Source organism: Amycolatopsis circi (assembly GCF_003385235.1).
Classification (GTDB): domain Bacteria; phylum Actinomycetota; class Actinomycetes; order Mycobacteriales; family Pseudonocardiaceae; genus Amycolatopsis; species Amycolatopsis circi.
In genome coordinates this window covers 23444-43131 of the sequence record NZ_PQIA01000039.1, presented here as the reverse complement: position 1 = coordinate 43131, position 19688 = coordinate 23444, and the positions used below count along the sequence as shown (strand labels likewise).

The 19688-nt window shown below is 68.5% G+C and carries 20 protein-coding genes; 16 read left to right on the top strand and 4 right to left on the bottom strand.

All coding sequences use genetic code 11. From position 1 onward, the window contains the following. Positions 1-84 precede the first annotated feature (84 nt). The 11 genes from D0D37_RS18860 to D0D37_RS18805 all read left to right on the top strand — a co-directional run bounded on the left by D0D37_RS18860 (position 85) and on the right by D0D37_RS18805 (position 12438). Complete coding sequence (locus D0D37_RS18860) at positions 85-1104, top strand: glycosyltransferase family 2 protein (RefSeq protein WP_116201870.1); 1020 nt, start codon at positions 85-87, stop codon at positions 1102-1104. Further along, entirely contained in the window at positions 1101-2405 is a 1305-nt protein-coding gene (locus tag D0D37_RS18855; protein WP_116201869.1) for a polysaccharide biosynthesis protein, read from the top strand. Before D0D37_RS18860 ends, D0D37_RS18855 begins: the two co-directional genes overlap by 4 nt. An 84-nt stretch (positions 2406-2489) precedes the next feature. Further along, on the top strand, positions 2490-4454 hold the full coding sequence (locus D0D37_RS18850) for a DUF6541 family protein (RefSeq protein WP_116201868.1): 1965 nt from the start codon (positions 2490-2492) through the stop codon (positions 4452-4454). A 6-nt stretch (positions 4455-4460) separates the two neighbouring features. After that, positions 4461-5219, top strand: a complete 759-nt coding sequence (locus D0D37_RS18845) for a glycosyltransferase family 2 protein (RefSeq protein ID WP_116201867.1) — start codon at positions 4461-4463, stop codon at positions 5217-5219. An 11-nt stretch (positions 5220-5230) separates the two neighbouring features. Continuing rightward, a complete protein-coding gene (locus D0D37_RS18840) occupies positions 5231-5668 on the top strand; it encodes a DUF2304 domain-containing protein (RefSeq protein ID WP_116201866.1) in 438 nt (145 codons plus the stop codon). Between the two features lie 44 nt (positions 5669-5712). Continuing rightward, positions 5713-6189, top strand: a complete 477-nt coding sequence (locus tag D0D37_RS18835) for a uridine kinase family protein (protein WP_244223572.1) — start codon at positions 5713-5715, stop codon at positions 6187-6189. Positions 6190-6616: 427 nt separating this feature from the next. After that, positions 6617-8308, top strand: a complete 1692-nt coding sequence (locus D0D37_RS18825) for an ABC transporter substrate-binding protein (RefSeq protein ID WP_162834311.1) — start codon at positions 6617-6619, stop codon at positions 8306-8308. 87 nt (positions 8309-8395) lie between these two features. Continuing rightward, positions 8396-9397, top strand: a complete 1002-nt coding sequence (locus tag D0D37_RS18820) for an ABC transporter permease (RefSeq protein WP_116201865.1) — start codon at positions 8396-8398, stop codon at positions 9395-9397. Continuing rightward, on the top strand, positions 9394-10329 hold the full coding sequence (locus D0D37_RS18815; protein ID WP_116201864.1) for an ABC transporter permease: 936 nt from the start codon (positions 9394-9396) through the stop codon (positions 10327-10329). The genes D0D37_RS18820 and D0D37_RS18815 overlap by 4 nt, the downstream gene beginning before the upstream one ends. A 4-nt stretch (positions 10330-10333) precedes the next feature. Further along, positions 10334-11329: an ABC transporter ATP-binding protein gene (locus D0D37_RS18810; protein WP_116201863.1), complete on the top strand. Its 996-nt coding sequence runs from the start codon at positions 10334-10336 to the stop codon at positions 11327-11329. After that, the gene (locus D0D37_RS18805) at positions 11326-12438 is read left to right on the top strand and encodes an ABC transporter ATP-binding protein (RefSeq protein ID WP_116201862.1); all 1113 of its coding nucleotides are present in this window, start codon (positions 11326-11328) and stop codon (positions 12436-12438) included. The genes D0D37_RS18810 and D0D37_RS18805 overlap by 4 nt, the downstream gene beginning before the upstream one ends. A gap of 59 nt (positions 12439-12497) precedes the next feature. On the opposite strand, the gene D0D37_RS18800 is transcribed toward D0D37_RS18805, so the two are convergent. Then, positions 12498-12920, bottom strand: a complete 423-nt coding sequence (locus D0D37_RS18800) for a YybH family protein (RefSeq protein WP_167493545.1) — start codon at positions 12918-12920, stop codon at positions 12498-12500. A 102-nt stretch (positions 12921-13022) separates the two neighbouring features. Between D0D37_RS18800 and D0D37_RS18795 the strand changes: the two genes are divergently transcribed. The 3 genes from D0D37_RS18795 (at position 13023) to D0D37_RS18785 (ending at position 15355) form a co-directional block, all read left to right on the top strand. After that, positions 13023-13403 carry a YciI family protein gene (locus D0D37_RS18795; protein ID WP_116201860.1) on the top strand — a complete coding sequence of 127 codons (381 nt, stop codon included), beginning with the start codon at positions 13023-13025 and terminating at the stop codon, positions 13401-13403. Further along, complete coding sequence (locus D0D37_RS18790) at positions 13400-14596, top strand: RNA polymerase sigma factor (RefSeq protein ID WP_116201859.1); 1197 nt, start codon at positions 13400-13402, stop codon at positions 14594-14596. Before D0D37_RS18795 ends, D0D37_RS18790 begins: the two co-directional genes overlap by 4 nt. Before the next feature lie 108 nt (positions 14597-14704). Continuing rightward, positions 14705-15355, top strand: a complete 651-nt coding sequence (locus D0D37_RS18785; protein ID WP_116201858.1) for a DedA family protein — start codon at positions 14705-14707, stop codon at positions 15353-15355. A 78-nt stretch (positions 15356-15433) separates the two neighbouring features. On the opposite strand, the gene D0D37_RS18780 is transcribed toward D0D37_RS18785, so the two are convergent. Then, complete coding sequence (locus D0D37_RS18780) at positions 15434-16333, bottom strand: EamA family transporter (RefSeq protein WP_116201857.1); 900 nt, start codon at positions 16331-16333, stop codon at positions 15434-15436. A gap of 86 nt (positions 16334-16419) precedes the next feature. Between D0D37_RS18780 and D0D37_RS18775 the strand changes: the two genes are divergently transcribed. Further along, a complete protein-coding gene (locus D0D37_RS18775; RefSeq protein WP_116201856.1) occupies positions 16420-17325 on the top strand; it encodes a LysR family transcriptional regulator in 906 nt (301 codons plus the stop codon). Here the strand turns inward: D0D37_RS18775 and D0D37_RS18770 are convergent. Beyond that, complete coding sequence (locus tag D0D37_RS18770) at positions 17322-17876, bottom strand: TetR family transcriptional regulator (RefSeq protein ID WP_116201855.1); 555 nt, start codon at positions 17874-17876, stop codon at positions 17322-17324. The two genes, D0D37_RS18775 and D0D37_RS18770, sit on opposite strands and share 4 nt — an antisense overlap. A gap of 63 nt (positions 17877-17939) precedes the next feature. Between D0D37_RS18770 and D0D37_RS18765 the strand changes: the two genes are divergently transcribed. Beyond that, positions 17940-19070: a serine hydrolase domain-containing protein gene (locus D0D37_RS18765; RefSeq protein WP_116201854.1), complete on the top strand. Its 1131-nt coding sequence runs from the start codon at positions 17940-17942 to the stop codon at positions 19068-19070. Here D0D37_RS18765 and D0D37_RS18760 read toward each other — a convergent pair. Then, the gene (locus tag D0D37_RS18760) at positions 19024-19584 is read right to left on the bottom strand and encodes a DedA family protein (protein WP_116201853.1); all 561 of its coding nucleotides are present in this window, start codon (positions 19582-19584) and stop codon (positions 19024-19026) included. The genes D0D37_RS18765 and D0D37_RS18760 overlap by 47 nt on opposite strands. Positions 19585-19688 lie beyond the last annotated feature (104 nt).

Below are 19688 nucleotides of genomic sequence, written 5' to 3'. Positions count from 1 at the left end.
CGGGGAGGCCCAATCACCAGGAGTCAACGATGGCGGCCAGGATACGGGGAGCCCGGCCCGGCAGGCACCGGGTAGCCTCGCCGCGTGAGTGCGAACCCGCTCCTTCCGTCACTCAGCGTCGTGATCCCGGTCCACAACGAACAGGACTGGATCGAACGCAGCGTGGGCGCGCTGATCGCCTCCGCGGAGGCCGCCCGGTGGCCGGTCGAGGTGCTCGTCGTGGACGACGGGAGCACCGACGGCACGCCGCGGCGGCTCGCCCGGCTGCGCGAAAAACACGAGATCACCGTGCTGACCCAGCCCAACGGCGGCCGGTTCGAGGCCCGCCGCGCCGGGATGGCGAAGGCCTCCGGCGAGTGGCTGATGCTGCTGGACAGCCGGGTCGTCGTCGACCCCGGCAGCCTCTCCTTCCTGCGCGAGCAGCTCGCCGAGCACCCGGAGCGCGCGGTCTGGAACGGCCACATCCACGTCGCCTCCGAGCACAATCCGTACGCGGGCTTCATGTCCGGCCTCGTCGCCATCGGCTGGCGGCGCTACCTCGCGGACCCGAAGCTGACGTCGTTCGGCATCGAGGAGTTCGACCTCTACCCCAAGGGCACCACGTTCTTCTGCGCGCGCCGCGACCTGCTGGAGGGCTCGGCCGCCGCGTTCGCCTCGCTCTTCGACGACGTCCGGCTCGCCAGCGACGACACCCGCATGCTGCGCTGGATCGCCGAACGCTCGCGGATTTTTCTGTGCCCGGAGTTCTCCGCGATCTACCACGGACGCGATTCGTTCAGAAAATTCTACGCTCAGTCATTTTTCCGCGGTACGACGTACGTCGATTCCTACTTAAATTCACCCGGTCCAGCGAGGAATGCATTGTTTTGCTCGCTCGCTGTAGGCGCGGTCGGCCTCGGACTGGCGGTGAAAAAGCCCAAAACGGCAGCCGTCATCGGAGTGGCCGGAAGCGCCGCGGCCGCCGCCGTGGTGAAGAAGTGCGGGGCCACGAACGCCGAGGCGCGCGCGGTCGGCACCCTGCTGCCGGCGTTCGCGGTCGGCTTCGGCTCGGGAGCGCTTCGCGGGCTGTATCTCGCGCTGCGCGCACGGCTGCGGCGCCGATGAGCGTGAGCGGCGCGGAAGGGACGGCCGGCGGGGTCGTCCGCGACACCCGCCGCACCGCGGGAAAACTCGGCGGTTCGCTGATCGCGTCGATCGTCCTCGGTTACGTCCTCACCGTCGCTTGTGCGCGGCTTCTCCCGCCGGACCAGTACGCCACGTTCGTCGCCTTCTGGGGCCTGCTGATGGGCCTTGGCAGCACGCTTTCCCCGCTGGAGCAGGAACTTTCCCGGCAGTCGGCGGTCGCCGCGCTCACCGGCGGACTCGCCGGCCGCGGTGCTCTCCGCGCGGTCGCCACCGCCGTCGCGGTCGCCGCCGCGTTCGGGCTCGCCCTGCTCGTCCCGCCGATCAACGACCGGCTTTTCCACGGCGCCTGGCAGCTCGCCCTCGTCGTGCTGGCCGGGGGTATCGCGTTCGCCTGCCAGTTCGGCACTCGCGGGGTCCTGATCGGACACCATCAGGTGAAGCAGTTCGCCTGGCTGGTGGTGGCGGAGCCGGCGGTCCGTGTGCTGGGGCTGGGATTGGTGGTCGTCGCGACGGCGTATCAGCTGGTCCCGCTCGCACTGGCGGTCGCGGCGGGTTCGTTCGCCTGGCTGCTGTTCGTCCGCCAAGGCTGGCGGCTGCTCGACGTCCGCGCCGACGGCGACAGCTGGCCGGTGACCATCCGCCGGATGCTGATGCTGCTGCTCGGCGCCGCGCTCACCGCGAGCGTAATCACCGGTTATCCCGCGCTGGTCGGCCTGCTCGCGCCGGGCGGAGACCGCGACCGGCTCGGCGCGGTCTTCGCCGCGCTGGTCATCGCGCGGTTGCCGTTGACCCTGATCGGACCGGTGCAATCGCTCGCGGTGCCGTTCGTCGTGCGGCTTTCCGCCAGGGAGGCCGGACGTCGCCGGTTGCGCCGGGTGCTGCTGCTCGGCACGTTCGCCTCGCTCGCGCTGGCCGCGCTCGGCGCGCTGGCCGGCCTGCTCATCGGCCCGTGGGCGGTGCGGTTCGTCAACGGCCCCGGCTACCAGGTCGGCGGCTGGGCGGTCGCCGGACTCGTCTGGTCCTCGGTGCTGCTGGTGCCGATGCAGTTGCTCACCGCCGTGCTCGTCGCGCGCGCCCAGGCCAGGCGCGTGTTGATCACGTGGGCGGTGGTCGCGGCCACCGCTTCGGTGCTGCTGCTCGCGGTGCCGGGCGACACTGTTCTTCGCGCCGTGGTGGCGCTCGCCGCCGCGCCGATGACCGGGCTTGCGGTCGTGCTCGGATTCGTTCTCGATAATGCGTCGGCGAAGGCAACGCACGACTCAGATGAAACGTCGGAATAGCGCCGCAGTAGTGTGACTTCGCAGCCTCCGGCATCGGTGTGCGGCGAAGGCAAGAATGGTGATCACGGTTGGACCGCGAATTCGATGAACGTTCTTCTGGTGCTGCTCGCATTCTGGGTGCCTGGGCTCGTCTTCGGTGCTGCCGTCCGGCTGCGCGGATGGACTCTCGCGGCCAGCGCGCCGCTGCTCACCTTCGGGGTCGTCGCGCTCGGTGTCCCGGTGCTCGGCGGACTCGGCATCCGCTGGACGATGCTCGCCGTCGCGCTGTGGACCCTGGTGCTCGCGATCGTCGGCCTCGGGCTGGCTTTCGCCGGGCAACGGCTGCGCGCGCGACGCCATCCGGACTGGACGGTCGAGGAACTGCCGAAGCTCCCGCTGCGCGACCACCTCGTGATGGCGGCCGGCGTGGCCGCCGGTCTCGCCGTGGGTGCGGTCGCTTTCCTGCGCGGCAGCAACGGGATTCACACCGTCCAGCAGGGCTGGGACGCGCCGTTCCACGGCAACCTGATCCGCTGGATCGCCGAGCACGGCGACGCCCGGCCGTCCACGGTCGGCACGATCGCGAATGTGCCGAACCAGGCCGACTACTTCTACCCGGACACCTACCACGCGCTGCTTTCGCTGGTCTTCGGCAAGGCCGGGCTGACCATGATGCCCACGCTGAACCTGGCCGCTCTGGCGGTGATTTTCACCGTGCCGGTCGGAGTTGCCGCACTGTGCCGGGTGTGGGGCATGCCGGCGCTGGGCGCCGCCGCGGCCGCCGCGGTCACCACCTGGTTCAGCGCCTTCCCATACGACTCGCTGTGGCGTGGTCCTCTGTGGCCGTACGTCGCGGGCGTCGCGCTGATCCCGGCGATGCTCACGCTCGCGCGCTACCTGCTGAAGCCGAACGGCGTCACGGGCCCGGTCGCGATCGGCGTCGGCGTTGCCGGGCTGTGCGGCCTGCACACCAGCCTCGTGTTCGTGCTCGCCGTCTACCTGCTGCTCCTCTTGCTCGCGGTGCTGCTGCGTTACGAGAAGATCGAATGGCGGCGCAGTGCGCCGTCACTGATTGCGACGATCGGGCTGGCGATCGTTCTCGGCCTGCCGCTCGTGCTGCCGTCGCTGTACAACGCGAGTGGCGTGACGAGCGCGCGCTGGCCGTCCGAGGCGACGCTGGCCGGCGGCCTCGGCGAGACGCTCACCTTCTCCCCGATGTCGGAGTTCCCGCAGTGGTGGATCGGCGTGCCCGCGTTCATCGGGATCGTGCTGATGGTGCGGCACCGGCGGATGCTGTGGCTGGTCGGCGCGTACGTCGTGTTCGGCGGCCTGTTCATGGTCACCGTGGCGCTCGAATCGAACCTCGTGCAGGCCGTCACGAGCGTCTTCTACAACGACCACTGGCGGATCGCCGCGCTCGTGCCGCTCGCCGGCGCGGTGGCGTTCGGCGAGTTCGCGCACACCGCCGTCGCCTGGCTGGTCCGCAAGACACAGCTCCGGGTGAAGCTCAAACCGGCCGCGCTCACGGGCGTCGCCGTGTTGCTGTTGGCCGTGGTGCTCGGCGGGCTGAGCCATGGCGGTTACATCGGACGCAACGCGGTCCGGCTTTCGGCCAGGTACCAGGACGGGCCCGCGGTGTCCAAAGGGGAGGAAGCCGCGTACGCCTGGCTCGGGCAGCACACGGCACCCGGCGAACACGTGATGAACAACAAGGCCGACGGCTCCGCGTGGATGTACGCGCTCGCCGGTGTGATGCCGGTCGAGTGGAACTTCTACGGCGCCGGCCCGGGCACCGCGGCTTCGTACCTCAGCGAGCGGGTCGACCAGGTCGGCGAAACCCCGCAGGTCCGCAAAGACCTCACCGACCTGCACGTGCGCTACGTCATCCAGGGCAAGGGACTGGCCACGCCCACCGCGATCCAGTCGGCCGGCGTCGCCCGGATCACCGAGGGCCCGATGTTCCGGGTCGTGTTCCGCAACTCGGACGCGACGATTTACGAGATCACCGGCCAGTCCGAGGCCGCGGGTTCCGCCGCCGGGCCCGGGCTCAGCACTCCACAGGGGAAGTGAGCGGTCATGGTCGCTGCGCCCTCCGGCACACCCGTGAGCATCCGGCGCGTGCTCATCGTGATGCCTGCCCTCAATGAGCAGGACAGCGTTTCGTCGGTGCTCGCCCAGGTCAAGCAGTCGCTGCCGGGAATGGACGTGCTCGTCGTCGACGACGGTTCGCGGGACCGCACGGCCGAACTCGCCCGCGAGGCGGGAGCCAAGGTGGCCCGGCTGCCGGTGAACCTCGGCGTGGGCGGTGCGATGCGGACCGGGTTCCGCTACGCCGTCGCGCACGGTTACCACGCCGTGGTCCAGGTGGACGCCGACGGGCAGCACGACCCCGGCGAGGTCGGCGCGCTGCTGCGGCTGCTCGACGAGGGGGCCGACATCGCGATCGGCTCCCGGTTCGCGGGCAAGGGCGCGTACCGGGCGGTCGGGCCGCGCAAGTACGCGATGGTCGTCCTGTCTCTGGTGTTCAGCAAGCTGGCCGGGAACAAGCTCAGCGACGTCACATCCGGGTTCAAGGCGATGGGGCCGCGCGCGATCCGGCTCTTCGCCGCGTACTACCCGGCCGAGTACCTCGGCGACACGGTCGAGGCGCTCGTGGTGGCGATCCGGGCGAAGCTCACGATCGCGGAAACCCCGGTCCTGATGCGGCGGCGGGCGGGCGGCACGCCAAGTCATTCACCGGGGAAATCCGCCGTGTACCTGGGGCGCGCCGGGCTGGCTCTGCTGCTGGCCCTGGTCCGCCGTCGTCCGTCCGTCGATTCTTCCGACGCCGCGTAGGAAGGCTTCCCATGGCAGGCTGGCGCGTACTGAGCATCGTCATCGCGTGTCTCGTGTTGTTCGTCGTCATCGAGATGATGCGGCGGCGCAAGCTGCGCGAGAAGTACGCCGCCATCTGGCTCGTGGTGGCCATTGGTGTCGTGATCCTCGCTGTGGTGCCGTCGGTGGCGAACTTCGTGGCGCACCTGACCGGCGTCGAAACGCCGTCGAACTTCGTCTTCTTCCTGTCGGGTGTGGTCCTCGCGCTGGTTGCGTTGCAGCTCTCGACCGAGGTCGGGCTGCTAGAAGAAAAGGTGCGGACCGCGGTCGAGGAGACGGCGTTGCTGCGCTGCGAACTCGAAGACACCCAGCGCGCTCTCGAAGCGCGCATCGCCGAGCTGGAGAAGCGTACGTCCGCACCGGACAACGTGGACGGCCTGCCCGAAGCGAGGCCGGCACGCACTCGCTGATCTCCGCACTGCTCGCCGCTCCGCCCCGGCTCGGCGGCGTTCGAGTGCTCGCCATCGACGGTCCGTCCGGGGCAGGGAAGTCCACTCTCGCCGCCGAGACGGTCGAAGCTCTCGGTTCGCGCGCCGTGCTGATCAGTACGGACGCCTTCGCGACTTGGGACGATCCTGTCGCGTGGTGGCCGCAGCTGGAAGAAGGCGTGTTGAAGCCGCTGGCAAAGGGTCATTCCGGCGAGTACCGCCGGGTGGACTGGACCTCCGGCACGCCGCGGCCCGGCGAGCTGGTGCGTGTCGAGGTGCCCGAGGTGCTGGTGCTGGAAGGTGTGTCGAGTGGACGCCGGGCGCTGCGGTCCCGGCTGTCGCGGCTGTGCTGGATCGAGGGCGGCACCGAAGCTGAACGGTTGTCCAGGGCAGTCGCCCGGGACGGCGAGGCGGCGCGGGCGGAACTGCGGCGCTGGCAGTTGTTCGAACGCGGCTGGTTCGCTGTCGACGGCACTCGCGAGGCGGCGGACCAGCTGGTCTGAACAACCGGAATCCCTGCTCGACATCGGTTTGCGACCAGTGAAAGCGGCTATTGCGCGGAATGCGCGAGCACGGAAAACTCGAGTAATTCGGGCTGTTCCGAGGTCCTTCGCGGGCAACTTCGCCAGACCGCCGCAAGGGTTCCGGAACATCCACGGCACCCGGAACGGACAACCCGCCTCGTTAGGCCAACTGGGTGAGCAAACCGCCACTCAACGTACCAAACCGGCAGATTTCGCTACGCAGAGCGCACAATTGCCGACACGTTGCGGTCAATTTGGGGCTTACGTAGCGCGATCGTAACCTCACGTGCTTAAGCGGGGGCCGAGTTCCCGCTAGTGTCACCGGACACACCGATCGCACTGGTTCTTCCCGAACTGACCGCCGACGGTGAATTTCGAGACACCGAACATTCCCAAGGGGTGCCAGATGCAGCAATTGCGGCTGACCCGAACACGCCGGGCAGCTCTGATCGGACTCGCGGGCGCGCTCGCGGTCTCGCTGTCCGCGTGCGCGGAATCGAAGCGCGACGAGTCCGGAGGCGGTGGTTCCGGGGGCACCATGGTCTTCGGCAACACCGGCAACCCGAAGATGTTCGACCCGATCTTCAACGACGAGGGCGAGACGTTCCGGATCACCCGGCAGATGCTGGACACGCTGATCCAGAACAAGCCGGGCACCGCCGACCTGGCCCCGTCGCTCGCCACGAAGTGGACGTCGAGCAACGACGGCAAGACCTGGACGTTCGACCTCAAGCAGGGCGTGAAGTTCAGCGACGGCACGGCGTTCGACGCGAAGGCCGTCTGCTTCAACTTCGATCGCTGGTACAACATGAAGGGCGCCACCGCCCAGAGCCAGATGATCTACTACGGCGACGTCTTCGAGGGCTTCGCGAACAACGAGGGCACCACCAAGGGCCAGCCGGTCTACAAGAACTGCGAGGCGAAGGACGACCACACCGCGGTTCTGAACCTGACCCGCGCGAAGGGCGCCTTCCCGGCCGCGTTCACGCTGCCGTCGTTCGCGATCCAGAGCCCCACCGCGCTGCAGAAGTACAACGCGGACAAGGTCACCGGCTCCGGCACGTCGATCACGTATCCGGAGTACGGCTACAAGCACCCGACCGGCACCGGCCCCTTCAAGTTCGAGGGCTGGGACCAGGGCAACGGCCAGATCACCTTGGTGCGCAACGACACCAGCACGATGCCGCAGCCCGCGAAGCTGGACAAGCTCGTGTTCAAGGTGATCCCGGACGAGAACGCCCGCAAGCAGGCGCTCAAGGCCGGCGACATCAACGGGTACGACTTCCCGGCCCCCGCCGACTACGGCCTGCTGCGCAACGACGGCGAGCAGGTGCTGATCCGCCCGTCGTTCAACGTGCTCTACCTCGGCATCAACCAGGGCGGCCCCAACGGCGCGAAGCTGGCGAACCCCAAGGTCCGCCAGGCGCTGGCCTACGGCATCAACCGCGAGCAGTTCGTGCGCTCCAAGCTGGCCGAGGGCTCCGAGGTCGCGACCGAGTTCGTGCCGAAGGCGATCTCCGGCTACACCGACGACGTGACCAAGTACCCGTACGACAAGGAACGCGCCAAGCAGCTCCTGAAGGAAGCCGGCGCCGAGGGCCTGACCCTCAAGTTCTACTACCCGACCGAGGTCACCCGGCCCTACATGCCGAACCCGGCCGACACCTACACCGCGATCTCCGAGGATCTGAAGGCCATCGGCATCAACGTGCAGCCGGTCGCCGAGTCGTGGAACGGCGGGTACAAGGACGACGTGCAGCAGAACAGCAAGCAGGACATCCACCTGCTCGGCTGGACCGGTGACTACAACGACGCGGGCAACTTCGTCGGCACCTTCTTCGGCCGCCCGAAGCCGGAGTTCGGCCTCACCGACCAGAACAACCAGGGCATCTTCAAGGCTCTCGCCGACGCGGACGCCGCGCCCGCCGGCGACGCGCACACCAAGGCGTACCAGGAAGCCAACAAGAAGATCATGGAGTACCTGCCCGCCATCCCGATCGCCTACCCGACGCCGGCGATCGTGGTCGGCCCGAAGATCAAGGGCGTGGTGGCCAGCCCGCTTACCGACGAACGCTTCGACAACGTCACGATCGGCTGACGTGCTCCACTGAGCAGCCAGGCCAAGGGCAGGTGCTACCGCGCCTGCCCTTGGCCTCGTTCCCGGGCTGTACGCAAAGGACTACTCGTGCTCCGTTTTCTCGTGCGTCGGCTGCTACAAGCGATCCCGACGCTCCTCATCCTGTCCATCCTGGTGTTCGCCTGGTTGCGCTCCCTCCCCGGCGGTCCCGCGTCCGCTCTGCTCGGGGACAAGGCGACTCCGGAAAAACTGGCGAACCTGAACCACGTGCTCGGCCTCGACCAGCCGATTTTCGTGCAGTACTTCAAATTCCTCGGCCGCGCGATCACCGGGGATTTCGGCAATTCGCTCGTGTCGTCCCGGCCGGTGATGTCGGAGATCGGCACGTTCCTTCCCGCCACCATTGAACTGGGCGTCACGGCGATGATCATCGCCGTGGTGGCCGGCATTTCGTTCGGCTATCTCGCCGCCCGGTTCCGCGGCCAGATCGTCGACAACGTCATCATCGTGCTGACGCTGGTCGGTGTCGCGGTGCCGATCTTCTTCCTCGGCTACATGATGCAGGACCTGCTTTCCACGCCGCTCGGCTTGCCGTCGCAAGGCAGGCAGGCTCCCGGCATCGACGCCACCGTCGTCACGCATTTCGCCCTTCTCGACGGAATGCTGACCGGCGAATGGGACGCGGTCTGGGACGCGATCAAGCACCTCATTCTTCCCGCGCTGGCGCTCGCCACCATTCCGCTCGCGGTGATCACCCGGATCACCCGCGCGTCGGTGCTCGACGTGTTCAATGAGGACTTCATCCGCACCGCGAACTCCAAGGGCCTCACCCAGCCCGTGGTCCGCCAGCGGCACGTGCTGCGCAACGCCCTGCTGCCGGTGATCACCACGATCGGCCTGCAGACCGGCGCGCTGCTCGGCGGCGCCGTGCTGACCGAGCGAGTGTTCAACTTCCGCGGCCTCGGATTCCTTCTGGCGGAAGGGATCGACAAGCGGGACTACCCGCGGCTGCAGGCGCTGCTGCTTCTCGGGGCACTGGTCTACGTGCTCGTGAACATGCTCGTGGATATTTCTTACGGGCTCATCGACCCGAGGGTGCGTGTGCGGTGAACACTCTGCTGAACAAGAAGAAAGAGCCGATCGACAAGCTCGCCGCGGCGTCGGCGGGCGGGCGGAGCCTCGGCGCCGAGGCGCTGCGCCGGATGGTGCGCAGCCCGGTCGCGATCGTCGGCGGCGTGATCACCCTGCTGTTCCTGCTGCTGGCGATTTTCGCGCCGCTGCTCGCGCCGAAGGACCCGCAGGTCCGGTATCTGCAAGACCAGGTCATTCTCGGCCGGGGCATCATCCCGGGCGCACAGCCCGGTTTCCCGTTCGGCGTCGACGATTTCGGCCGCGATTTCCTGTCCCGGCTGCTCATCGGCGCACAGCAGACGCTGCTGGTCGGCGTGCTCGCCACGGTGATCGGCGTACTGCTCGGCGCGCTCATCGGCGGCCTCGCGGGCGCGTTCGGCGGCTGGGTCGACACCGTCCTCATGCGACTGGTCGACGTGCTGCTGGCGTTTCCCTCGCTGCTGCTGGCGATTTCGGTCGCGGCGCTGTTCGCGAAGCCGAGCCAGTGGACGGTGATCATCGCGGTGTCGATCATCGGCGTGCCGATTTTCGCCCGGCTGCTGCGCGGTTCGATGCTCGCCCAGCGCGAGGCGGACCACGTGCTGGCGGCGACGTCGCTCGGCGTGAAGCGGACGACGATCGTGTTCCGGCACATGCTGCCGAACTCGCTCGGCCCGGTGATCGTGCAGGCGACGCTGACCCTGGCGACCGCGATCCTGGAGGCCGCGGCGCTGTCGTTCCTCGGTCTCGGCGACCCGGACCCGACCCGCGCGGAGTGGGGATTGATGCTGGGCAACGCCTCCCAGCACTTCCTCGACATCCGGCCCGAACTGGCGGTTTACCCGGCGATCGCGATCATCATCGTGGCGCTCGGGTTCACGTTGCTCGGCGAGTCCCTCCGCGAAGCCCTCGACCCGAAGAACCGGCGGTGACCCCGTGGCACTTCTCGAAGTCCGCGACCTGAAGGTCGTGTTCCAGCGCCGCGGCGAAAGCCCGTTCACCGCGGTCGACGGCGTGAGTTTCGACGTCGAACCCGGCCAGACGGTCGGGCTGGTCGGCGAGTCCGGCTGCGGCAAGTCGGTGACCTCGCTCGCGATCATGCGGCTGCTCGCCAAGCGCGGCAACACCGTCAGCGGTTCGGTGCGCTTCGAGGGCACCGACCTGCTGACCCTGTCCGACCGCGAAATGCGCGACCGGCGCGGCCGCGATCTCGGCATGGTGTTCCAGGACCCGCTGTCCTCGCTGAACCCGGTCATCCCGATCGGGCTGCAGATCACCGAGGTGCTGGAGCGCCACCGCGACATGCCGCGCAAGAAGGCGCGGATCGAAGCGGCGGAACTGCTCGACAAGGTCGGCATTCCCGACCCGACGCGGCGGCTTTCCGAGTACCCGCACCAGCTTTCCGGCGGGATGCGCCAGCGCGCGCTGATCGCGATCGCGCTGGCGTGCCGTCCGCGGCTGCTCATCGCGGACGAGCCGACCACCGCGCTCGACGTGACGATCCAGGCGCAGATCCTCGCCCTGCTGCGGGAACTGGTGCAGGACACCGGAACCGCGCTGGTGATGATCACGCACGACCTCGGCGTCGTCGCCGGGCTCTGCGACGAGGTCAACGTGCTTTACGGCGGCCGCATCGTGGAGCGCCAGGAGCGGCATTCGCTGTTCGCGCAGCCGCGGCACCCGTACACGCACGGCCTGCTGGCCTCGATCCCGCGGCTCGACGAGGGCCGCGGCGAGAAGCTGGTGCCGATCCGCGGTTCGGTGGCCGACAACATCCCGTGGGACGGCGGTTGCGCGTTCGCGCCGCGCTGCCCGAACGCGGTGGCGGCCTGCCTGGAGAATTCGCCGGAGCTGGTTCCCGACCGGAACGGCTTGCTGCGCTGCCACAACCCGGTGCAACCCGCCGTGGCGGCAGGAGGAGGAACCCGATGACGGTGGCGAACACCGACGAGGTGCTGCTCGAGGTCACCGGCCTCAAGGTGCACTTCCCGATCAAGCGCGGCATCGTCGTGGACCGCACGGTGGGCCACGTGTACGCGGTGGACGGGGTCGACCTGTCGATCCGCCAAGGCGAAACCTACGGCCTGGTCGGCGAATCCGGCTGCGGCAAGTCGACGCTCGGCCGCGCGATCCTGCGGCTCAACGAGCCGACCGACGGCAAGGTCGTCTTCGACGGCACCGACGTCGCGAAGCTCAAGGGCGAGCAGTTGCGCAAGGCGCGGCGGCGGATGCAGATGATCTTCCAGGACCCGATGTCGAGCCTGGACCCGCGCCAGTCGGTCGAGTCGATCCTCGTCGAGGGGATGCGCGCGCACGGCCTGGACAAGGACAAGGAATCCACCGCCGCCCGGCTGCGCGAACTGCTGAGCGCGGTCGGTCTCCCGGAGACGTCGCTGCGGAAGTACCCGCACGAGTTCTCCGGCGGTCAGCGTCAGCGCATCGGCATCGCGCGGGCGCTGTCGGTGGAGCCGGACCTGATCGTCGCCGACGAACCGGTGTCCGCGTTGGACGTTTCGGTGCAGGCGCAGGTGGTGAACCTGCTGGAGGATCTGCAGGAGAAGCTCGGTCTCACCTACGTGGTGATCGCGCACGACCTCGCGGTGGTCCGGCACATCTCCGACCGGATCGGTGTGATGTACCTCGGCGCGCTGGTCGAGGAGACGACGTCGGAAGAGCTGTACCAGAACCCGCTGCACCCGTACACGCGCGCGTTGCTGTCGGCGATCCCGGTGCCGGACCCGGTGGTGGAGGACAGCCGCGAGCAGATCCTGCTCGCCGGCGACCTACCTTCGCCGGCCAATCCGCCGTCGGGCTGCCGCTTCCACACGCGGTGCCCGTGGAAGCAGGAAAGCCTGTGCGACACCGATCGCCCGCAGCTGCGCGAGATCGGCGCCGGCCACCGGGTGGCGTGCCACTACGCGGAGGACATCCGCGACGGGCGGATCCAGCCGCACAAGGTCGAGGTGGAACTGGTCGACGCCGGGGCGCTGAACCCCGACCTCGGCCCGCCGGACGTCGGTTCGGCCGCCGAGATCCTCTGATCGTCCGTGAAGGACTCCTTGAGGGAATCAGATTCCCTCAAGGAGTCCTTCACGGCTTTTCAGGGCTGGAGGTCGACAGCGGCGCGGAACGAACCGTCCATGTGGAACGGCGTCGAAACGTGCTCGTGCGCGATCAGCCAGCCGTTTTCCGTGCGCTGCAAGGCAAACGTGGCGCGGAGCCAGAGGGTGAACGACTCGCTCTGCCCCTGCGGCGTCGCGGTCAGCTTCGCCAGCGCTGCCACCACCGCGAGATCGCCGGACACGGTGATCTCCTCGTCGTGGTAGGTGTAGGAAATCGGTCCGTCGAAGGTGCCGAACCACTGCGAGACATACTCCGCGGAAGCGCCGGTCGTGCGCAGCGGCGGGGCGAGGTCGAACTTGACCGCCTTCTCGGTGTAGCTCGCAACGACCCGTTGCGCGTCCTTCGCGTGCATCGCGGCGGTGCGCTCGGCCAGCAGGTCGCGGATCTCGTTCTCGGACATTCTGTGTTCTCCTTTTCCCGGATGGTTCGTACGTCCGGGACGTCGAAGCCGTCCGCGCGGCTTCGACATCAGGGGTAGAAAACTTTTTCGAGGAGGCTTCCGATGAAGTATCTGGTCCTGATCTACGGCAACCCGGCGTCGCGCGCGGCATGGGCGGGGATGACCGACGAGCAGAAGGCCGAGGGCCTGCGTGCGTATCAGCAGTTCCACGAGGAGCTGGAGGGCACCGGCGAGCGGATCGTGTCCGAGCGGCTGGCCGCCCCGGAGCTGACGAAGCAGGTCCACGTGCGCACCGACGGCGTGAGCACCACCGACGGCCCCTTCGCCGAGATCAAGGAGCAGCTCGCCGGGTTCTACCTGCTGGAATGCGATTCGGAGGCCCGCGCGCTGGAGATCGCCGCGCGGATCCCGGAGGCCCCGTTCGCGACGATCGAGGTGCGGCCGGTAATGGGGCTGACCGGCGACGTGGACTTCGAGCTGTGATCGACCGCCTCCTGCGCGACCTCATTCCGCAGGTGGTGACCGCGCTCGTGCGCCGCTACGGCGATTTCGGCAAATGCGAGGACGCCGTGCAGGAGGCCCTGCTCGCCGCCGCCGTGCAGTGGCCGAAGGACGGTGTCCCGGACAACCCGAAGGCCTGGCTCATCACGACGGCTTCGCGGCGTCGGATCGAGATGTGGCGCAACGAAGCCGCACGTATCCGTCGTGAGGAGACGGTGGCCGCGCTGGAACCGCCGTCCTTCGAACTCGTACCGCAGCAGGACGACACCCTCACGCTGCTGTTGCTCTGCTGCCATCCCTCGTTGACCCGGCCGTCGCAAGTGGCCTTGACGCTGCGTGCGGTCGGCGGCCTGACCACCGCCGAGATCGCGCGGGCGTACCTCGTCCCGGAGCCGACGATCGGCCAGCGGATCAGCCGGGCGAAACACAAACTGCGCGGTGCGGAGTTCGCTCAGCCGCCACAGAACGAGCTGCCGGAACGCGTTGCCGCGGTACTGCAGGTGCTGTACTTGGTGTTCACCGAAGGCCACACCGCCAGCTCCGGCAGCGAGGTCAACCGCGTCGAACTGACCGCCGAGGCCATCCGGCTCACCCGGCAGTTGCACGCCCTGCTGCCCGCTGACGGAGAGGTCGCCGGGCTGCTCGCACTCATGTTGCTCACCGACGCTCGCCGCCCCGCCCGCACTGGCCGGGACGGCATCCCCGTGCCGCTGGCCGAACAAGACCGCTCGCTCTGGGACGCGTCCGCGATCGCCGAAGGCAGCGCACTCATCGAACACGCGCTGGCGAATACACCCGTCGGCCCGTATCAACTGCAGGCCGCGATCGCCGCCGTGCACGACGAAGCCCCGGTCGCCGACGCCACCGACTGGCCGCAGATCCTGTTGCTGTACGACCTTCTCCAGCAGATCGCCCCCGGCCCGATGGTCGCACTCAACCGCCTGGTCGCGCTCGCCCGCGTCGAAGGCCCGGCGCTCGCGCTGAGCGAACTGGACGCGAGCGACCACCTTGACCACTACCGAGCCGACGTGGTCCGCGCCCATCTCCTCGAACTGTCCGGCGACCCGCGAGGCGCTCACGACTGCTACGCCCGCGCCGCACAGCGCACGCTGAGCCTGCCGGAACGGGAGTACTTCGAAATGCGTGCTTTGCGTGTTATGTCGGAAAAACCCTGAAAAACCCTGCCGGAAGACGGACCCCACCCCCGACTCCAGGTGGACGCGAGGATCGCCGCCAGCTGGGTACCCTGCGGAGACCAGGCACGAATCACAAGGGGGTTGGCAGTGAACATCGACCACGTGCTGGAGGCGATCCCTCCGCTCTCGGTCTACCTGCTGGTGGGCTTGGTGGTGATGGTCGAAAGCCTGGGCATCCCGCTGCCGGGGGAGATCGTGCTGGTGAGCGCCGCGCTGCTGGCCTCGTCGCACAGCGGGCTGAACCCGCTGTGGATCGGCGTGCTGGCGTCGGCGGGCGCGATCATCGGCGACAGCATCGGGTACCTGATCGGCAAGAAGGGCGGCAAACGGCTGTTCGCCTGGGCCGGACGGAAGTTCCCCAAGCATTTCGGCCCCGACCACATCGCGAGCGCCGAGAAGATGTTCCACAAACGCGGCATGTGGGCCGTGTTCTTCGGCCGGTTCGTCGCGGTGCTGCGCATCCTGGCCGGCCCGCTCGCCGGATCGCTCAACATGCACTACCCGCGCTTCCTGTTCGCGAACGCACTGGGCGGCATCGTGTGGGCGGGCGGAACAACGGCGCTCATCTACTACCTGGGCGTGGTCGCCGACAAGTGGCTCAAGGGCTTCCAGTGGGCAGGCCTGGGAGCGGCGCTGGTGATCGGCGTGGTGGTGACGCTGGTGCTGAAGAAGCGCATGTCCCGCCATGCGGCGGAGTCGGCCTCGTCGTCGGACGAGAAGAACGACGCGGTGGCCTGAGCTGACGGACGAGGTTCCCCCGGTGAGTCCTTCGGACTTGCCGGGGGTTTTCTGTTCCCGGGGCCGGGCCCCGACCCCTCACACCGGCAGCAGTTCCTCCGGCGTAACCGCTGGCTTCCGCCGCAACGACCCCAGCAGTACCCCGCCGATCACCACCGCTGCCGCCACCAGCGTCAGGACCGTCGGCACCTCGCCGAGGATGAAGAACGACGCCGTCAGCCCCACCACCGGCACGAGCAGCGAGAACGGCGCGACCACGCCTGCCGGGTTGCGGCGCATCAGCGTGGTCCAGATGCCGGACCCGACGACCGTCCCGAAGACCACCACGTACGCCAGGCCCACGAGGCCGATCAGGCCGGTTTTGGTGCCGAGCGTCGCCAGCGAATGCCAGGCGGCGCCGGGACCCTCGAAGATGCTCGACAGCGCCAGCATCGGCAGCGGCGGCACCACCGACATCCACAGCGTCAGGTGTAGCGGGTTGTCCGGCTCCGCGCGGCGCATGCTCAGGTTGCCGATCGCCCAGCTCAGCGCGGCCAGCAAGGTCAGCACCACCGGCAGCAGCGCGGCGTGGGCGGACTGCTGCCAGGCGATCGCGGTCATGCCCGCCACCGCGAGCAGGATCCCGGCCAGCTGCCGTCCGGAGACGCGTTCCCGCAGCAGCACCGCGCCCAGCAGCACGGTGAACGGCGCCGACGCCTGCAGCACCAGCGACGCCAGCCCGGTCGGCATCCCGAGGTGCATGGCGACGAACAGGAACGCGAACTGCCCGGTGCCGAACCCAAGCCCGTAACCGAGGAGGTAGCGCAGCTTCACCCGCGGCCGCGGCACGAGGAAGACCGTCGGGATCGCGATCAGCAGGAATCGCAGCGCGCCCGCGAACATCGGCGGGAACTGGCCGAGTGTGGCGTGGATCGCGATGAAGTTGAGGCCCCACAGGACGGCGACGAACACGGCGAGCAAACGGTCCCGGATGGCCATGCCTCAACTGTGCCTAGGCAAACTTTGAAGCACCAGCGAGAATAACTGTACTGAATGTGTAGCAGTGCTTCACATACACTCCGCGGATGGACTTGGGCAGGCTCCGGACGCTGCGCGAATTCGCCGATCGGGGCAGCGTCACCGCCGCCGCTCAGGCGTTGCACTGCACGCCGTCGGCGATCTCGCAGCAGTTGCGCGCGTTGCAGGCGGAGGTCGGCATCGCACTCACCGAACCGGCTGGTCGCGGCCTGCGGCTCACCGACGCGGGCCGCGCGCTCGTCGCCCGCGCCGACGACGTGCTGGCCGCGCTGGACCGGGCCGAAGCGGAGCTGGACACCTACCGCAGCGCCCCGCGCGGACGCGTGCGGATCGCGATCTTCCAGTCCGCCGGCCTGATGCTCCTGCCCGGCCTGCTGCGTCGCATCGAACAACACGAAAACCTCGAGGTCGACGTCCGCGACGTCGACATGGTCCCGCCGCAGGTGCCCGGCCTGGTCGCCGACTACGACGTCGTCGTCGCCCACCGCGACGAGCACGCGGCCGAATTCGACACCGAACGTCTGGACGTGGTCCCGCTGCTGCGCGAACCACTGGACGTCGCCCTCCCCGTCGGCCACCGCCTTGCCCGCAACCGTCGCGTCGGCCTCGCCGATCTCGCGGACGAGCGCTGGATCTCGGTAGACCACGGCTTTCCCGTCGACGACGTCCTCCGCTCGCTGACCGTGCGCAGTGGCGTGCGGCCGCAGATCGTTCAGCGCATCAACGATTTCCGCATCACTGAACGGCTTGTCGCGGCCGGACACGGGATCGCGCTGATGCCTCGGTACACAATGGACACTCGGCGCGGAAGCGGATTGGTCGGCCGCCCGCTGGCGGGGATCCGCGCGGCGCGGTTGGTGGAAGTGGTGTGCCGCACCGGCGCGGCGAACCGCCCGGCTGTCGCGACCGTGATCGACGAAATGCGCGCCGAGGTAGCCGCGCTCACGACCTAGCTGGGTTCCCGCGCGGGCAGACCTCGCAACAGCGTGTCGAGGAAAAGCTCGAACCGGGGTGCGTCAGGCCCAAGGTCGAGCGGGTTTTCGCGGACGGCGAGCCAGCTGACCGTGCAGGTGATGAAGATGTACCAACTCTGCTCGGCCAGCTCGGACGACACACCGGCATTCGTGAACGCGGCCACCACCTCGGTGTGCAACCGGCCGAAGGAAACCGCGTTGTGCCGATGGGGCCGGGACGACCGCGTCGCATAGCCGGGTACCGCGAGAAACTGGTCGTGCATCGCCCACGCGACCTTCGCGAGCCATGGCCGCCAAGCCCGCCGCGGCGGCCCCTCAGCCGGAAGCACTCGCTCAAGTACCACTTCGCTGACCAGGTCGAACAGCGCGTCCCGATTGGCGACCCAGCGGTAGAGCGCGCCATGCGTCACGCCGAGCCGCGCCGCCAGTTCGCGCATGGTCAACGTGTCGAGATTCCCGGCGGACAACGCCGCGTCGACGATCCGTTCGCGATCGAGCTGTGCGGGACGGCCGGGCCGCGGTCGGGTCATGGGCGGGGACTCTACCGAAAATAGTTAGTGACCAATGGTTAGAAACTCGGGTAGCGTGGCGGCATGGCAAACCTTCAGGGCACCGTGCAGCCCGGCTTCGAACCGGTCAGAGACGAGTTCGCCGCAGTAGCCGACGGATCGGCTCAACTGGCGGCGTACCACCGCGGCGAGCTGGTCGTCGACCTTTGGTCCGGCCAAGACATCGACGAAGATTCCCTGCTCGGCGCATACTCCGCGTCGAAAGGAGCGGCGCATCTGACCGTCGCGCTGCTCGTCCAGGACGGCGTGCTGGACCTCGACCAGCGAGTGAGCCACTACTGGCCGGAGTTCGCGGTCGAAGGCAAACAGGACGTCACCCTGCGAGACCTCCTGGCGCATCGAGCCGGACTGATCGGCTCCGACGAAGGCTTCAGTCGGGCGGAACTCGCAGACGACCGCATCGTCGCCGAACGCTTGGCTCGCCAACGCCCGTTCTGGCGGCCCGGCACCGCATTCGGTTACCACGCACTGGTAATCGGTGCGCTCAGCGGCGAGGTCGTCCGCCGCGTGACCGGCCGCACCCTTCAGGAGAACTTCGCCGACCGCGTCCGCGAACCGTACACAGTGGACTTTCACCTCGGCTTGCCCGCCGAACTTGACTCTCGATTCGTGGCCACGCAACCGATGGTGCTGACCCCCGAACGACAGCTCCCGCTGCCCGCGCCGAACAGCTTGCCGGGCATCGCGTTCAACCGGCACCATCCGGACGGCCCGGAGGTGTGGGAACTGCCGAACCTTCCGGAAGTCCGGCGGCTCGGCCCCGCGTCGTTCGGCGGTGTCGCGTCAGCCCGCGGCCTGGCGCGGATGTACGCGGCGGCGATCAGCCCGTTAGACGGCGAACCGCCGCTGCTGAAACCGGAAATCGCCGCCGAATTCGCGCAGCTCCAGTCCGTCGGGCACGACGTGGTGTTGCGCGAGCTCAAGGCGTTCGGCGTCGGATTCCACTCCACCGGCGAGTACTACCCGGAGCTGGGGCAGGGCAGTTTCGGGCACAGTGGCGCGGGCGGTCAGCAGGCGTTCGCCGATCCTCGCAACGGCATCGCGTACGGCTACACCCGCCGCCGGATCCCGTTCCCGGCCGCGGCCGCTCCGGAGAACGGGCCGCTGATCAGGGCGCTGTACTCGGCGCTCCGTGCCGTCGAATCCCGACGGTGATCGCCGAACCCAGCAGTACCGCGATGGTCAACGACAACGCCAAGCTCAGCCCGGGCTCGGTAACCAGCTGGCCGCCGGCGTAGCCGAGGAACGCGACGTACGACGTCCACAGCAGCACCCCCACCGCGGACGCGGTCAGAAACTCGGTGAACCGCCACCGCAACGAGCCGGCCAGCAGCGCGCCGACCGTCCCGCCGGAAGGCAGCCACCGCGCGACCACCAGAACCGGCCGCGGGTGTCGTTGCAGCCGTCCGTCGAGCCAGCTCAGCCCGGCGGCCAGCTTGCGCCGACGGCCAAGCCGGGTCAGCATTCGAGCGCCGCCGAACCGCCCCAGCGCGTACAACGCCTGGTCGGACAGCAGGCAGCCGACGCTCGCGACCGCGATCACGACGGCCAGCGACGTCCCGTGCTGCGCGGCGGCCACGCCCATGCCGAGCAGCGTCACCTCGGTGGGCAACAACGGCACCAGCGAGACGACGAACAGCACCACCAGCCCAGCCGTCGTAGCGTCCATCTCTCTATTAACCGCCCTGCCAGCCCGAATGAGTCCCAATCACCGGCACTTCACAGCAAGGCACAGGCAGGACACAGATTCCGGAAATCCGGACAGGGGATGTC

Bases quoted from the DNA above. Each gene is read 5' to 3' on its own strand.
- D0D37_RS18855 (WP_116201869.1), top strand. From the start codon at position 1,101: ATGAGCGTGAGCGGCGCGGAAGGGACGGCCGGCGGGGTCGTCCGCGAC.
- D0D37_RS18850 (WP_116201868.1), top strand. From the start codon at position 2,490: ATGAACGTTCTTCTGGTGCTGCTCGCATTCTGGGTGCCTGGGCTCGTC.
- D0D37_RS18845 (WP_116201867.1), top strand. From the start codon at position 4,461: ATGGTCGCTGCGCCCTCCGGCACACCCGTGAGCATCCGGCGCGTGCTC.
- D0D37_RS18840 (WP_116201866.1), top strand. From the start codon at position 5,231: ATGGCAGGCTGGCGCGTACTGAGCATCGTCATCGCGTGTCTCGTGTTG.
- D0D37_RS18825 (WP_162834311.1), top strand. From the start codon at position 6,617: ATGCAGCAATTGCGGCTGACCCGAACACGCCGGGCAGCTCTGATCGGA.
- D0D37_RS18805 (WP_116201862.1), top strand. From the start codon at position 11,326: ATGACGGTGGCGAACACCGACGAGGTGCTGCTCGAGGTCACCGGCCTC.
- D0D37_RS18800 (WP_167493545.1), bottom strand. From the start codon at position 12,920: ATGTCCGAGAACGAGATCCGCGACCTGCTGGCCGAGCGCACCGCCGCG.
- D0D37_RS18795 (WP_116201860.1), top strand. From the start codon at position 13,023: ATGAAGTATCTGGTCCTGATCTACGGCAACCCGGCGTCGCGCGCGGCA.
- D0D37_RS18780 (WP_116201857.1), bottom strand. From the start codon at position 16,333: ATGGCCATCCGGGACCGTTTGCTCGCCGTGTTCGTCGCCGTCCTGTGG.
- D0D37_RS18775 (WP_116201856.1), top strand. From the start codon at position 16,420: ATGGACTTGGGCAGGCTCCGGACGCTGCGCGAATTCGCCGATCGGGGC.
- D0D37_RS18770 (WP_116201855.1), bottom strand. From the start codon at position 17,876: ATGACCCGACCGCGGCCCGGCCGTCCCGCACAGCTCGATCGCGAACGG.
- D0D37_RS18765 (WP_116201854.1), top strand. From the start codon at position 17,940: ATGGCAAACCTTCAGGGCACCGTGCAGCCCGGCTTCGAACCGGTCAGA.
- D0D37_RS18760 (WP_116201853.1), bottom strand. From the start codon at position 19,584: ATGGACGCTACGACGGCTGGGCTGGTGGTGCTGTTCGTCGTCTCGCTG.